The 13184-nt window shown below is 62.8% G+C and carries 15 protein-coding genes; 4 read left to right on the forward strand and 11 right to left on the reverse strand.

The genetic code is table 11. From position 1 onward, the window contains the following. Nucleotides 1–14: 14 nt before the first annotated feature. Genes U5A58_RS04365 through U5A58_RS04375 form a run of 3 tightly spaced genes read right to left on the reverse strand, consistent with a single transcriptional unit; the run spans nt 15 to nt 3190 of the window. Nucleotides 15–956, reverse strand: coding sequence for a carbohydrate ABC transporter permease (locus tag U5A58_RS04365; RefSeq protein ID WP_321960440.1), 942 nt, complete (start codon nt 954–956; stop codon nt 15–17). Next, the gene (locus U5A58_RS04370; RefSeq protein ID WP_321945428.1) at nt 949–1890 is read right to left on the reverse strand and encodes a sugar ABC transporter permease; all 942 of its coding nucleotides are present in this window, start codon (nt 1888–1890) and stop codon (nt 949–951) included. The genes U5A58_RS04365 and U5A58_RS04370 overlap by 8 nt, the downstream gene beginning before the upstream one ends. A 55-nt stretch (nt 1891–1945) precedes the next feature. Further along, the gene (locus U5A58_RS04375; protein ID WP_321960441.1) at nt 1946–3190 is read right to left on the reverse strand and encodes a sugar ABC transporter substrate-binding protein; all 1245 of its coding nucleotides are present in this window, start codon (nt 3188–3190) and stop codon (nt 1946–1948) included. A gap of 239 nt (nt 3191–3429) precedes the next feature. Here U5A58_RS04375 and U5A58_RS04380 point away from each other — a divergent pair, with 239 nt between their 5' ends. Next, entirely contained in the window at nt 3430–4266 is an 837-nt protein-coding gene (locus U5A58_RS04380; RefSeq protein ID WP_321960442.1) for an AraC family transcriptional regulator, read from the forward strand. Between the two features lie 6 nt (nt 4267–4272). On the opposite strand, the gene U5A58_RS04385 is transcribed toward U5A58_RS04380, so the two are convergent. The 3 genes from U5A58_RS04385 to gcvA form a co-directional block, all read right to left on the reverse strand. Continuing rightward, nucleotides 4273–5670, reverse strand: coding sequence for an MFS transporter (locus U5A58_RS04385; protein ID WP_321960443.1), 1398 nt, complete (start codon nt 5668–5670; stop codon nt 4273–4275). Nucleotides 5671–5760: 90 nt separating this feature from the next. Then, nucleotides 5761–6072: a winged helix-turn-helix transcriptional regulator gene (locus tag U5A58_RS04390; RefSeq protein WP_321908381.1), complete on the reverse strand. Its 312-nt coding sequence runs from the start codon at nt 6070–6072 to the stop codon at nt 5761–5763. 114 nt (nt 6073–6186) lie between these two features. Continuing rightward, entirely contained in the window at nt 6187–7080 is an 894-nt protein-coding gene (gcvA, locus tag U5A58_RS04395) for a transcriptional regulator GcvA (RefSeq protein ID WP_321960444.1), read from the reverse strand. A gap of 143 nt (nt 7081–7223) precedes the next feature. Here gcvA and U5A58_RS04400 point away from each other — a divergent pair, with 143 nt between their 5' ends. Next, a complete protein-coding gene (locus U5A58_RS04400) occupies nt 7224–8507 on the forward strand; it encodes an adenylosuccinate synthase (protein ID WP_321960445.1) in 1284 nt (427 codons plus the stop codon). Here the strand turns inward: U5A58_RS04400 and U5A58_RS04405 are convergent. Together U5A58_RS04405 and U5A58_RS04410 are read right to left on the reverse strand one after the other, a co-directional pair. Continuing rightward, on the reverse strand, nt 8504–8914 hold the full coding sequence (locus U5A58_RS04405; protein WP_321960446.1) for a VOC family protein: 411 nt from the start codon (nt 8912–8914) through the stop codon (nt 8504–8506). The two genes, U5A58_RS04400 and U5A58_RS04405, sit on opposite strands and share 4 nt — an antisense overlap. A 58-nt stretch (nt 8915–8972) precedes the next feature. Next, nucleotides 8973–9188, reverse strand: a complete 216-nt coding sequence (locus U5A58_RS04410) for a DUF3820 family protein (protein WP_158761255.1) — start codon at nt 9186–9188, stop codon at nt 8973–8975. Between U5A58_RS04410 and U5A58_RS04415 the strand changes: the two genes are divergently transcribed. Beyond that, complete coding sequence (locus U5A58_RS04415) at nt 9187–9345, forward strand: helix-turn-helix domain-containing protein (RefSeq protein WP_321960447.1); 159 nt, start codon at nt 9187–9189, stop codon at nt 9343–9345. The two genes, U5A58_RS04410 and U5A58_RS04415, sit on opposite strands and share 2 nt — an antisense overlap. Nucleotides 9346–9480: 135 nt before the next feature. Beyond that, on the forward strand, nt 9481–10164 hold the full coding sequence (locus U5A58_RS04420; protein ID WP_321960625.1) for a type 1 glutamine amidotransferase domain-containing protein: 684 nt from the start codon (nt 9481–9483) through the stop codon (nt 10162–10164). A gap of 33 nt (nt 10165–10197) precedes the next feature. Here U5A58_RS04420 and U5A58_RS04425 read toward each other — a convergent pair whose 3' ends face one another. The 3 genes from U5A58_RS04425 to U5A58_RS04435 all read right to left on the reverse strand — a co-directional run bounded on the left by U5A58_RS04425 (nt 10198) and on the right by U5A58_RS04435 (nt 12972). Further along, a complete protein-coding gene (locus U5A58_RS04425; protein ID WP_321960448.1) occupies nt 10198–10680 on the reverse strand; it encodes a MerR family transcriptional regulator in 483 nt (160 codons plus the stop codon). An 80-nt stretch (nt 10681–10760) separates the two neighbouring features. Then, nucleotides 10761–12005: a saccharopine dehydrogenase family protein gene (locus U5A58_RS04430; protein ID WP_321960449.1), complete on the reverse strand. Its 1245-nt coding sequence runs from the start codon at nt 12003–12005 to the stop codon at nt 10761–10763. 61 nt (nt 12006–12066) lie between these two features. Then, on the reverse strand, nt 12067–12972 hold the full coding sequence (locus tag U5A58_RS04435) for an acetoacetate decarboxylase (RefSeq protein WP_321960450.1): 906 nt from the start codon (nt 12970–12972) through the stop codon (nt 12067–12069). Nucleotides 12973–13184: the final 212 nt, after the last annotated feature.

Raw genomic sequence — 13184 nt, forward strand, 5'->3', positions numbered from 1 at the left:
ATGTATGGGGAGGGTTATGCCTTGACCGCGCCAGCAATCAGACCGTTGATGTAAAAGCGCTGCAGCAGCAGAAAGAGAAGCGCGCACGGCAGGATCGAGATCGTGATGCCGGCCTGCATGAGCCCCCAGTCGATCGCCCCGAGCTGTCCGCTTTGCGCGTTCAGGAGCATGACGGGGAGGGTGTAGTGTCTGGCGTCGCCGAGCAGGATCAGCGCGGCCAGCAGTTCGTTCCATGAACCGAAGAAAGCGAACAGCCCGGCCGTCACGAGCCCCGGCAGCACCAGCGGCAACATGATCATGCGCAGCGACTGGAGCGAGCTGCATCCGTCGATTAGCGAAGCGTCCTCGATTTCCAGCGGAACCGAGTCGAACGAGTTGCGCATCATGAACACGGCGAACGGCAACTGGAACGTCGTGTAGACGAGCGCGAGCCCGAACAGCGTGCCTTGCAGATGCATCCAGCGCAGCAGCACGAAGAGCGGGTTGAGGATCGACTGGAACGGAATCATCAGCGTCGCCAGGATCACGACGAAGATGACGTTGCGCCCCCGGAAGCGGAATCGCGAAAACCCATAGCCGCCGAGCGTCGAGAGCACGAGCGTCATGGCAACCGTCATCAGCGCCACAGACGCGCTGTTGCCGAGATAACGCCAGATCCCTTCACCGTAGCCCGCGAGGTTCTGGTAGTTCTCGAACGACAGACGCGACGGAATCCAGCGCGGCGGCGATGCGCTCGCATCGGCGGGCGAATAGAACGAAGTCAGCGCGGACCAGGCGATCGGAAACAGAAAGAGCAGGGTGAGCACGCCGCAAATCAGGTAGTAAAGCGCTACCGAAAGCCGCGCCTTCAGCCGGCTCGCGTGGCCCGCATAGTCCACGGCGGGCACGCTGGACGTCAGTGGAGTCGGCGGCATGGAAACGAAGCCGGTTTCGGCGGAACGTAGCTTGTTACTCATCGTCGTCTCGCAGAAGAATCATCTGGATCACGCTGAGCGCGAGCAACACGATCAGCAGCACCACCGACATTGCCGCGCCGTAGCCGAGCTTGAAATACGTGAACGACGCGCGATAGATCCAGTGGACCACGGTGATCGTGCTGTTCATTGGCCCGCCTCGCGTCATCACGTAGAACTGCTCGAACGCGAGGTAGGAACCGATCACGGCCATGATCAGCGCGAGCGCGAAGGTGCGCCGCATCATTGGCAGCGTGATATAGCGTTGTTGCGCCCACCAGCGCGCGCCGTCGATGCGCGCCGCCTCGTACAGATCGCGCGGAATGGCCTGCATGCCGACCAGCAGGATCACCATGGTGAAGCCGCACGCTTTCCACACCACCATGACGATCAGCGAGGCGAGCGCGGAGTGGGTGTCGCCGAGCCACTGGACCGGCTCGCTGACAATACCCAGTTGCATGAGGATCGCGCTGAAGATGCCGACCTGATCGTTGAACAGCCAGACCCAAAGCAGGCTCGCCGTCGTCATGCCGATGACGACCGGCAGAAAGAACGCAGTCCTGAAGATGCCGACGAAGCGGCTTGCCTGATTCACGAGCAACGCCAGCAGGAACGCCACCACGAAGATGGCAGGCGTCACGAGCAGCGTGTACTCGGTCGTAAACCACAGCGCGCCCCAGAACGACGCGTCGTGCAGCAGTTCCAGATAGTTGCGCAGTCCCGCGAACGAGGGGACGCCCATCAGCGGCCAGCGGTAAAACGACATGCCGATCGTCATCGCCAGCGGCAGCAGGAAAAACACCACCGTGAAGGCGAGGCACGGCAGCACGAACCAGTACCCCGCGCCGCGCCGGCCGACGCCTCCACGTTGCTTGCGAGCGTTGGCCGGCAGCGCGAAACGGCTGCCGCCGGGCGGTGCATCGTTGAGGACGTCCATCGTCTTCGCGCCTCCTGTTGGGCGTGATTGCTCAGTGATCAGGCGTGATCACGCGCTATTGGGCGTTCAGGATTTCGGTGAAGCGTGCCTGCGCAGTCGTGACGGCTGCGTTGACGCCCTTGCCGAAGACCGCCTCCTGAATCATCGCGAGCCAGGGGCCGTTGGGATCGTTGATCAACTGATTGAACTTCGTGCTGTACGGCGTGCGGCCTTGGCTCATCGCCGTGGCCGCCAGCAGATAGCGGCTGTCGAGCTTGCTATAGGCGTTGTCGGCGAGGTCGACGCGCACGGGAATGCTGCCGTTCTTCGCGAACTGATCGACCTGGACCTGCTCGCCAAGGCTCCACTTGATGAACTCGAGCGCGTCCTGCTTGTGCTGCGAGCCCACCGGAATCGCGATCGAATCGCCGCCGGCGAAGCTCGCCCAGCCGCCATTCTGTCCAGGCAGATAGGCAAGCCCAAAGTCGATCTCAGGATGCGTTTTCTTCAGGATACCGATTGAAAAGGCACCGGAGCCGACCATGCCGATCTTGCCGGTGAGGAATGCATTGATGAAGTTCGCGCCGCTGTCGGTTTTCGCGCTCGCCGGAATATCGCCCGCTTCCCACATGCGCCGATACATGGCGAGCGTGCCTTCGAGCGCGGGGTTAGTCAACGTGGCGGTCTTGCCGTCTGCCGAGAGCAGGTCACCGCCTGAAGCCCACACGTAGGGCGTCATTGTGAAGATGTTGCAGCCGCCGCACGCGCCGGAAAAATAGAACCCCTTGATGCCGTTGCCGAGCGCGGTGATCTTTTTGGCGTCGGCTTCGAGTTCGGCCCACGTCTTCGGCGGCTGATCGGGATTCAAACCCGCGCGCTTGAAGAGGCTCTTGTTGTACAGCAGCATCGAACTTTCCGCGCTGAAAGGCAGTGCGTATTGTTTGCCCTGGTAATTACCGAGCCGCAGATGAGAGGGACTGAGGCTCTGGTAGAAGGGCAGCTTTTTAGCCTGGTCGCCGATATCGGTCAGCTGACCTGCGCGCGCAAACTCGGGCACGAAAATCAGGTCGATGGCGATCACATCCGGCGCGGCGCCCCCGGCCGAAGCGGTGCCGAACTTGGTGACGAAGTCGTCGTTCGGAATGACGGTCAGATTGACCTTGGTCGGATGACCTTGATTCCAGGTGGCGACCAGCGGTGTGACGAACGCCGCATCCGACGCGCGCACCCAGAAGGAAATGCCGTCATCGGCCTGTGCGTGGGTCGCGGCGAACCATGCCACGCATGCCAACCGTCCAAGCCACCGCTTGTATCGAATCATGGATGTCTCCTCTTGTCATCGACACGCGCTTTGCGACGTTTTGCCGACCGTCATGCTGGCATCGCCGCTTGGTACGTGTCGCCAAACTTTGGGAAATGTGCTTTTTTCTACCTTTGTGCGTTGCAGCGGCCTTTTCCGGCTCTCCGCGAACGCCCGGTGCGCAAAGATTGACACGCTCCGTTTGGACTCGCAAGATGAAGAATCCGCAGTAAAACAGGACAATTCCGACTTTTCTGCCCATGACCGATTCCGCACTCCGCCTGGCCTGGTTGCCGCCTCTCGAAGCGAGTAATGGCGGTCTGTTCGTCTCGCGCGGCGTGGGCGTGCATCCGTCGCGAAGAATCCAGTCTCACGAACTGATTTATGTGCGGCAGGGCTGTCTGCAACTTCACGAGGACGGCAGGCAATTCGAAGTGAATGCGGGCGAAACCTTGTTGCTCTGGCCTGGCCGGTTGCACGGCGGCACGTCGCCGTTTGCCCCCGACCTCAAGTTTTACTGGGTGCATTTCACGCTGCCTGAAACGCCGCTTTCCGGCTCGGCGTCGCGCGAGTGGCTGGAGATTCCCCAGCACGCGCGCGTCGAGCGGCCCGATCATTTATCGGGCATGTTCCAGCGTCTCTTGAACGACCAGCAAATCTATGGCGTCCAACCGGTGCCGGACAGCCTCGCGATCCTGCAGATGCTCTGGGAACTGAAGCGCTCGCGCGTCGCGGCCACGGCTGTCGACGGGGCGCCGCAGCAGTTGGCGGCAAGCGCCGACCGGTGGATTCGCACGCACTTTCATGAGGCGATCAGCGCATCGTCGATTGCGGCGCACCTGGGCTGCAATGCGGACTATCTAGGTCGGGTGTACCGCGCCGTGTATGGCCGTACGCTGACCGACGCCATCCACGAACGCCGTATGCTGCACGCCGCCATTGTGCTTGCCGAGGACCGCTTGACGATCGCGCAGGTCGCCTACGAATGCGGATTCGAAGACAGCGGATATTTCCGCAGGCTCTTCAAGAAGAGCAAAGGCATGACGCCGAACGCATTCCGGCGGCTGCATTTGCGGGTTCATGTCAACACAGCCTGATACGTTTCAGCCGTTCTGCTCGGACACCTGTCCGGCGTTGGCATTGGCATCGGTTTCGCGCGCATCGTTGCGCGAAGCGGCCGCGTCCATGGCTGGCTCTGTTGCCGCGCTCGTTTCAGCGGAGGCTGGCGGCCCGTCCATGTCGTCGCCGAGCAAGGGGCGCTCGGGGTGCACGAACAGCCATAGCAGGGCACCGCAAGCCGCCGCCGCGCCGATCACGATCATGCCGCTTCCCCAGCTATGCGTGACCTTGACGATGAGCGCCAGCGTCATGGGGCCGGCGACGTTCGACAGCGCCCCCCACACGTTCGTCCAGCCCGACATGACGCCGGCAAACTCGCGCCCGAGATCCTGCGTGGCAGACCACACGACCACCTGCACGAATCCCACCGCCGCAAAGGACAGGCACAGCAAGCCGATCACCACGGCAATCGAACTCGCTCGCGAGGCTGCGGCCAACGCAAGTGCGCTCACGACAAATCCGCTCATCGCAACGGGCGTGCGCGCCCGATGGATCGAGCCGGTCTTTCTGAGCAGCCAGTCGCTGAACGCCCCCGCGGCGAACACGGCCACGAACACCGCCACCCAAGGCAACGATGCGTACAGACCCATCGCCTTGAGCGAAAGCCCGCGCGCTCGCATGAGATACGTCGGCAGCCACGTCGTATAGAAACTCTGGATCAGCACCAGCAGGAAGTACTGGACACCGAAGATCCAGAAGCGCCACCGCCGCAGACAGCGCCTGAGCGCCCCCTTGGCCGCGGTGTGCCCAACTGGCTGGCCGTCTGCAATGTAATCGGCCTCTGCCTTCGTGATGAGCGGATGCGCTGCCGGCGTGTCGCGGTAGCCGAACCACCAGACTGCGCCGAGCAGCAGGCCCAGTGCGCCGAATCCATAGAAAACGGCGTGCCATCCGAACCGCGCGATGGTCCACGCCGTAAGCGGCGCCGAAACGATCGGGCCAAGATAAAGCCCCGCGAGCAGCAGGGCATTGCCTTTTGCGCGCTCGCTGGCCGGAACCCAGCGCTTGAGAGCGACGACACTGCTCGACCAGTCCGCCGATTGCGCCCCGCCCAGCACGAGGCGGCACCCGAAGAGCCAGGCGAAGGAGGCGCCCAGGGGAGTCGCGATCATCATGAGCGACCAGAGCGTGCTCGTGCCGAACAGCACCTTGCGCGACCCGTAGCGTTCGGCAGCGCGGCCCGCCGGGATCTGCCCGATTGCGTAGGCCCAGAAGTAGATTGTGAGAATCATCGACATCTCGACGATCGACAGGCCCAGTTCGTTCTGGATCGTCGGGGCCGCGACCGCCATGGCTGTGCGGTCGAGCGTCATCACGAACGTCAGTGGCGCGACGAGCAAGGCCACGATCTTCCAGCGGAGATGGTTCACGTTGTGCAACATCGTTCAACTCCCTGGCGCGTGCGGAACGTGGCTTGCCTGTGGTGCCGGCTTGCGCAGGCTAGTGCGTGAATCGTTCGGAAACCTGATGAATTAAGCCTCGCGGCCGCAGTGATCGCGATCCGCCGCTTCAAACCCCTGCGGGTCGCGCTCGGCCCACTCGCGCGCCCAGACTTGCAGCGGCTGCAATGCGGCCCGGAGTTTCCTGCCTTCGGCCGTCATTTGATAACCGCCCTCGCCGTGCTCGACGAGACCCGACGCTCTCAATTCCGCGAGCCGTGTATTGAGCAGGCGGGCATTGGTGTCGCAGGCTTCCTGGAGCGCTCGGAACGTCAACGCTTCGCCGCGCAGTTCCCACAGTATCCGCAGTGCGGTCCGGCGCCCGAGCAGGTCCAGCACGACCATGATTGGCCGTCCGGTTGTCGAGCCGCGAACGGGTTGTCCTGGTCGTGGAATTTTCATGCTTTACTTTTTAAAGCATCGAATTGGAGCTGTCAAGCAAGCGATGCGGTCATCTCTCTACGCCGAAAAGCGCTGTCCGAGTTCGCGCAACCACGCGAGAAAGGTATTGATGGCCGGGTCATCGAGCCGCGCCTCGCGGACATAGCTGCAGTAGCGCCATGCGGGCAGGGCGGGGCCGTCGAACGGAAACACGAGGCGGCCCTCCTTGACGTCGAGCGCGACGAGCGCGGTAGGACCCATTGCAATACCCAGACCGTCGATGGCGGCCTGCAGGGTCAAGTAGAAGTGATCCAGTTGCTGCGAATGGCGAGGCGCAAGCCCAGGATTGCCGCTTGCCGCAAGCCACTCCGCCCAAAGTCCGGGATAGGTCGCCGTGTGGAGCAAGGTGTGGTGCGCGAGGTCCGGAACATCATGTATCGGGTGCGTTTCCAGCACCTTGGGTGAGCAAACCGGCAGCCGGACTTCCGACAAGAACTCCTTGACCGCATACCCGGCCGACTTCTGTTCGCTGCCGCGAATCGCGACATCGCATTCGTCGCCGAGCTTTTCGATGGGCTCATCCGACGTGGTCAGCCGCACCTCGACCGCCGGATGGGTCAGCTGGAAGCCGGAAAGCTGCGGCAAGAGCCAGCGCAGCGCGAAGGTCGTGGGCGCATTGACCCTCACGATCTGCGCCCGTGTGGCTCGAAGCTGCTCACTGGTTGCGAGCGCAATGCGATCGAGCGCCGCCGATACCTCGGCCAGGTAAGCGCGCCCCGACGCTGTCAAAGCGACTCTTCGGCCGCGACGCTCGAACAGGTCGAGTCCAAGCCAGTCCTCCAATTGCCGCACTTGCCGGCTAACGGCCCCGTGCGTGACGCAAAGCTCCTCGGCCGCCGCCGAAAAACTTTCCGCGCGAGCGGCGGCTTCGAATACGCGCAAGGCGTTCAACGGCGGCAAACGGCGCGACATAACCCAGATCCTATGTGACTTTTCCTGACAAGTTCCGTGAGTTTACATCGCTTTTCGTGGCAGCGACGGAGCCCTATATTGAGCCCCTTGGCAGCAGCTCCGGTTGCGGATCTGTTCGATTTACTCACCAGGGGAAATATCGCATGTCGAATGTCGTCGTGGTCGGCGCGCAGTGGGGCGACGAGGGGAAGGGCCGGATCGTGGATTGGCTCGCGGAGAAGGCGGACATCGTCGTTCGTTACAACGGTGGGCACAACGCCGGGCACACGCTGGTGGTGGATGGCCGAACCTACAAGCTCGCGCTGCTCCCGAGTGGCGTGGTGCGCGGCAAGCTCGGCCTGATCGGCAACGGCGTTGCGCTCGACCCCGAAGCGCTTTTCGCGGAGATCGACCGGATGGCCGCATTGGGCATTCGCGTGACGCCTGAGGTGCTTCAAATCGCCGAGACGGCCACGCTCGTCCTGCCGGTGCACCGCGCCATCGACGCCGCCCAGGAACGCATGCGCGCGAAGCCGCTCGGCACCACGCTGCGCGGCATTGGGCCGGCCTACGAAGACAAGGTTGGCCGCCGCGGCCTGCGCGTGTGCGATCTTGCCGAACCGGAACTGCTGGCCCAGAAACTCGACGTCTTGCTCGAGCACCACAACGCGTGGCTTCGCGGTTCGGGCCAGGAGCCGTTCCCGCTCGAGCCGATGTTGAGCAACCTGCTTGCCATGGCGCCGCGCATCCTGCCGTTCGTGGGTCGTGTGTGGGAGCAACTGGATCGCGCTCATTCGTCGGGCAAGCGCGTGGTATTCGAAGGCTCGCAGGCGGTCATGCTGGACGTGGATTGGGGCAGCTACCCGTACGTTACATCGTCGAGCACGATTGCCGCCGGCGCGGCCAGTGGCGCCGGCATTGCGCCGGCGCACCTGGGGCGCGTGCTCGGCGTCAGCAAGGTCTATGCAACGCGGGTTGGCGAAGGCCCGTTCACGTCGGAGCTGGACGGAGCGCTCGGTGACGAACTGAGGCAACGCGGCGGCGAGTACGGCGTCAACACCGGCCGCCCGCGCCGCTGCGGTTGGCTGGACACCGTGCAGCTGCGTCAGAGCTGCAAAGTCGCGGGCATCAACCAGTTGGCGCTGACCAAGCTCGATGTGCTCGATGGCTTCGAGTCGGTGCAGCTTTGCGTGGGCTATATGCTCGACGGGGTGCGCATCGACTATATGCCGTCCACGAACGCCGAGCAGCAGCGCCTTCAGCCGGTCCTCAGGCGTTTCGATGGCTGGACGGGGTCGACCCGGGGCGTGCGCTCATATGGCGATCTGCCACCGCAGGCAGCGGCGCTGATCGATGCGATCCAGAACGAAGTGGGCGTTCCCGTGGCGATGGTCACCACCGGCCCTGAACGCGACGACGCCATTGTCCTGCAAGCGCCGTTTGCCTAACTTTCGTTGGCCAACCTCGATTGGATCTCGGCGGCGCTGAGGTCGCGCTGATGTGTGGCGATCTGCCAGGTGTTTCCCCACGGATCTCTGACCATCGCGCGCCGGTCGCCGTATGGCAGGTCGGTTGGCGGCTCGAGCGAGATCGCATGTGCCGCCACTGCCCGCTGGTACGTCGAGTCGGTATCCTCGACGTAGACATACAGGAATGCCGACATCGGATCTCGCAGGCCGTCTGATCCGCTGACCATCACGACGGAATCGCCGATCCTGATTTCGGCAGGCAGCCCGTGACGGAATTCGCCCCGCGCCAGAAACACCGCCTTGATGAACGCGATCAGGTTTTCCGCGTCCCGCACGACGATTCGCGGCGTGACGGTATGCCATCCATCGGGCTGGAATCTGGCCATGTTGCGCTGCCTCGCAAGAGATTCGCCAGCGCATTGTGCGCCGGGCGCCGGATTGGCGCTAGGCGCGTTTGCGCAGCGGCTCGAGCAGGCCCTTCAGGCCGTTATGGTCCAACTCGTGCATCAGCGCGAGCAGCCGGCCAATCTCGCCCGGCGGAAACCCCTCGCGGGCGAACCAGTTGAGGTAATGCCCGGGCAGGTCGGCGATGAGCCGGCCTTTGTATTTGCCGAAGGGCATGGCGAGGGTGACGAGGCGTTCGAGGTCTGGGGCTTGCATGAGCGTATTGTGCACGGTCTGGGAGCGGCTCGCGACCGGTCAGAGCATTCTGGATGTCACGCTCAGTATGGGATACGACAGCCCTGGCGCATTTACCTCGATGTTCAAAAAGCAGCTTGGGGTGGTGCCAAGCGAGTATTTCCGCGTCAGCGAATAACCGTGTCGCTCAGCTCGAAGTGTCGAAAGACCTTGACCTTCAACTTCACTTGAACGTTATGGTTGTGACTGCCCACCGTGACGTGCAACGCATCGGCGCCAGTTTCCGGTGGCAAAGCGAAAGGGAGTGGTGAGCATGACCAAACGCGTACTGCATGTTGTCAGCAACGTCGCCAGCTATGCCGACCAGGCCGAACCGACCGGCCTCTGGCTATCCGAGCTGACGCATGCGTGGCACGTCTTCGCCGGGAAAGGGTATGACCAACGTCTTGTGAGTCCGAAGGGCGGCCTCTCGCCGCTGGAGCCGCGCTCGCTCAAATGGCCGCTGGCCGATGCGTCGGTGAAAGCGTGGCTAAGCGATAAGGACCGCCAGGCACTTCTGGCGACCACGGCGCGCCCCGATCAGATCGACGCGGCAGACTTCGACGCGATCTATTTCACGGGCGGCCACGCGGTCATGTGGGACTTTCCCGACGATGCCGGCCTGCAGCGCATCACCCGCGATATCTACGAACGCGGCGGGGTCGTTTCGTCCGTCTGCCACGGTTACTGCGGACTGCTCAATACAACGCTCTCCGACGGCACACGGCTCGTGGCGCAGCGCCGGGTTACGGGCTATTCATGGGTAGAAGAAGTGCTGGCGGGCGTCGCGAAAAAAGTACCCTACAACGCCGAAGAAGAGATGAAGCGGCGCGGCGCGCGCTACGAAAAAGCCCTGCTGCCGTTCGTCTCGAAGGTCGTTGCCGATGGCCGACTGGTGACCGGGCAGAACCCGCAGTCCGCGAGGGCGACGGCCGAGCGGGTCGCTTCGTTACTGTGAGGGTCGGCAAGCGTGGGCCATACGGCACGTGCGCTAGCGGCCCTTGACCGGCCCGCGACGCTTCGCTTTGCGAAGCGTTGTGACGTCCGCGGCCTGCAGAGCAGGCGCTTTCACCTCCCCCGACCGCATTCGCGACAACACCCGCTTCGCATTGGCGGTGCAATCCATGTCGTCCGGTTTCGCTTCGATTTCCGCCAGAAGCGCAACAAGATGCGCTTTGCTCTGCGCGAGCCGCATTTCCAGTGCTTCGATATCCTGCACCTTGCCGCGCAGCGTTTCGACGAGCGAGCCGTGCTTCCACTGCGTCAGGTCGGGCGGTAGCAGCGTGCGAATTTCGTCCAGACTGAAACCGGCTTGCTGTGCCGACGCAATCAGATCGAGCACCAGCACGGCTTGAGAAGAATAGGTGCGATAGCCGTTCGGCTCACGTTCGGCCTTCAGCAAGCCGAGACCCTCGTAGAAGCGAATACGCGAAGCCGCAAGTCCCGTGCGCTGCGCAAGTTCACCGATTTTCATGTTTCCGACACTCCCCGGTTAGACCGAACCTGACCATCAACTTAACGCTTTGCCCGAGCCGCTTCAACCATCGTCACACGTCATATCGGCTCGAAGCGCAAACCCGCATAGCGAGTCAGACGCTCGATGAAGCGTGTGTCGAATACCGTGGCCGGCGTCCAGAATCCGCCGGGGCGCCCGGCCTTGGCGCCGTCCTCGACGAGATCGCGCGCGAGGCTGATCGCCGCCTGGCCCAGCATCTTGCCGGTCGAGCCGTAACCCGGATCGCGATCTCCGGTCACTTTCACGCGCAGCACTTGCCCTTCGTCGGTTCGGCCGAAAAACCGCAAATCGTAGCGACCCGCCCGTTGAGCCTCGGGGCTTGGACCTTCACCCGGTTTGGGCAATAGAAAGCGTTGCATCAGGCTGCGAACCGGGCCGACGACGATGCCCGCCATGAACGCCCCGAGCCCTGCCACGACGGCCAGCGCGCTCAGGCGTCCCTTCAGGCCCGGCCCCGTCAAGACGGCTTCGTCATAGGCGAACTGCGTGCCATAGGCCTTGCCGGAGAGCGCATTCGAGCGGTGCACGACGCGCTCGTTCACGGCCGCCATCACGAAGGGCGCGATCCACGCATCGAATGCGGGATCGAACTCCGCGGACTTGATGAAGTGCTGGCGCGCGTTGAAGCCGTGATCTTCCGGGCAGAGCACATAGGGATTCATCAGTGCCTTGCGCAAGGACCGATCGGCAGCCGCCTCCTGGACCACGTTGATCACGCTCGCGACCGTGCCGCCCGACGCGCCGCCCTTGAGGGTTTTGACGCGCATCTTGACATGCGTGGCCGGCACGCCGAATTGACGCATCGCGTGTTGCTGCAGAAACCACACGCCCATGTCCGAGGGAACCGAGTCGAAGCCGCAGCAATGCACGATGCGCGCCCCCGTCTTCTGCGCCAACGGTTCGTACTTCTCTATCATCGTTTTGATCCATTGGACCTCGCCAGTGAGGTCGCAATAATCGGTGCCGCTTTCCGCACAAACCTTGACTAGCGGTTCGCCATAGAGCGCATAGGGGCCGACGGTGGACACGACCACCCTGGTTTGCGCGCACAGCGCTTGCAACTGGGTTTCGCTGGCGGCGTCCGCGACGATGACGGGCAGGGATTGCCCCGCCGCGCCCAGCGAGCGCCTGAGGCCGTCGAGCTTCGCTTGCGATCGGCCCGCAATGGCCCAGCGCAAAGTTTCATGCTGCTGTGCAAGGTGTTCGGCGAGGTATCGCGTCAGGATCTGACCAACGAAGCTAGTGGCCCCAAACACGACGATGTCACAGGCTGGAGCGGTCATAGGCGTTTCCTTGTGTGGCTGCGTGTTGGCGGCGGTGGAATTCGCGCCTCCCTGCTCACGTTCACGCACAATCGAAGACCTTTAGCGGCGTTGGCAAATTCAGACCGACCTGTGCGTCCTTGACCACGTCCATACGAATGATGGTTGAGACGCCCACTCCGTCGAGCAACTGGCTCAGTGGACCGCCACCGCGCAACAGGGTGACGTTGCGCGGGAAAAGGCGTTGAGCGAACGATAGCGTATTGGTCTGCACCGTGGCCTGATGCCATTGTCCATCGACCCGGCTGACCATGGTCGTCGTCCCCATATGGGATTGAGACACGACATCGCGCAAGGCCGGAAGCGGCGCATTCAAGGTCAGGTCCGGCGCGCCGCCCGGGCCGGCAATATGAGCCCTGACATCCGCGCCGATACTCACATCGATCTGCGCGCGCCATTTTGGCAACTGATAGCCGTACACGCCACGCACCCGCGCGATTTCCGTGTTCACGGGTAAGGCCAGCACATGTGCGAAGAAACTTCGACGCCGCATGGAGTCGAACAGCTCCAGCGCATGGGACCCGCTCGCGCCAGGCCGACGGATCACGATCGCAACGGAAACTTCGTCGTAGGGGTCGTTATCGCAAACGGCATACGAAAAGAAAGTCAGCGCGACTAGCCCGAAGCCCGGGAATGCCCGAAGCGGCTCCAGCGGGGTCGGCAACATCGCTCGCAGCCGGGACAAGGGAGCGAGAAAGAGCACCTGGACATTGTGCGTGCGATAGTAGAAGTTAGGCGCCCACGTCGGACCCACTCGCGAGTTCACCAGTTGCTTTGGAATCCTGCGGAAATAGTCGATATTGCCCGCAGCAGGGTCCCGCGCCACTTCGTCGAGGTTCGGGTTCATCCGGAAGCGGTCGTAGTAGCCGCCTGCCGGCACGTCGACCTTATGCAGTCCAAATTCGACCTGTGTGTAGCGCCTTTCCATGTTCGCTGACCTTTCCCGATGTTTAACCTGGCACGCGCCGGCACGCAGCGCGGTATGCAGGACTTCAGCCAGCACTTTAAGGTTAAACTCAACTTGAAGGTCAAGCGTCCAGATACGGATAGTTCAGGCTGCCCTTGTTCGCCTCGCAAAAGGGGTTGACATTAAAGTTGACTTCAACCTTAAAGTCGAACCTCGATCCAACGAGGTGAACC

The organism is Paraburkholderia sp. J7, assembly GCF_905220155.1.
GTDB lineage: Bacteria > Pseudomonadota > Gammaproteobacteria > Burkholderiales > Burkholderiaceae > Paraburkholderia.

Excerpts from the sequence above, each read along its gene's own strand:
- U5A58_RS04365 (WP_321960440.1), bottom strand. The coding sequence starts at position 956 with ATGAGTAACAAGCTACGTTCCGCCGAAACCGGCTTCGTTTCCATGCCG.
- U5A58_RS04370 (WP_321945428.1), bottom strand. The coding sequence starts at position 1,890 with ATGGACGTCCTCAACGATGCACCGCCCGGCGGCAGCCGTTTCGCGCTG.
- U5A58_RS04375 (WP_321960441.1), bottom strand. The coding sequence starts at position 3,190 with ATGATTCGATACAAGCGGTGGCTTGGACGGTTGGCATGCGTGGCATGG.
- U5A58_RS04380 (WP_321960442.1), top strand. The coding sequence starts at position 3,430 with ATGACCGATTCCGCACTCCGCCTGGCCTGGTTGCCGCCTCTCGAAGCG.
- U5A58_RS04385 (WP_321960443.1), bottom strand. The coding sequence starts at position 5,670 with ATGTTGCACAACGTGAACCATCTCCGCTGGAAGATCGTGGCCTTGCTC.
- U5A58_RS04390 (WP_321908381.1), bottom strand. The coding sequence starts at position 6,072 with ATGGTCGTGCTGGACCTGCTCGGGCGCCGGACCGCACTGCGGATACTG.
- gcvA (WP_321960444.1), bottom strand. The coding sequence starts at position 7,080 with ATGTCGCGCCGTTTGCCGCCGTTGAACGCCTTGCGCGTATTCGAAGCC.
- U5A58_RS04400 (WP_321960445.1), top strand. The coding sequence starts at position 7,224 with ATGTCGAATGTCGTCGTGGTCGGCGCGCAGTGGGGCGACGAGGGGAAG.
- U5A58_RS04405 (WP_321960446.1), bottom strand. The coding sequence starts at position 8,914 with ATGGCCAGATTCCAGCCCGATGGATGGCATACCGTCACGCCGCGAATC.
- U5A58_RS04415 (WP_321960447.1), top strand. The coding sequence starts at position 9,187 with ATGAGCGTATTGTGCACGGTCTGGGAGCGGCTCGCGACCGGTCAGAGC.
- U5A58_RS04410 (WP_158761255.1), bottom strand. The coding sequence starts at position 9,188 with ATGCAAGCCCCAGACCTCGAACGCCTCGTCACCCTCGCCATGCCCTTC.
- U5A58_RS04420 (WP_321960625.1), top strand. The coding sequence starts at position 9,481 with ATGACCAAACGCGTACTGCATGTTGTCAGCAACGTCGCCAGCTATGCC.
- U5A58_RS04425 (WP_321960448.1), bottom strand. The coding sequence starts at position 10,680 with ATGAAAATCGGTGAACTTGCGCAGCGCACGGGACTTGCGGCTTCGCGT.
- U5A58_RS04430 (WP_321960449.1), bottom strand. The coding sequence starts at position 12,005 with ATGACCGCTCCAGCCTGTGACATCGTCGTGTTTGGGGCCACTAGCTTC.
- U5A58_RS04435 (WP_321960450.1), bottom strand. The coding sequence starts at position 12,972 with ATGGAAAGGCGCTACACACAGGTCGAATTTGGACTGCATAAGGTCGAC.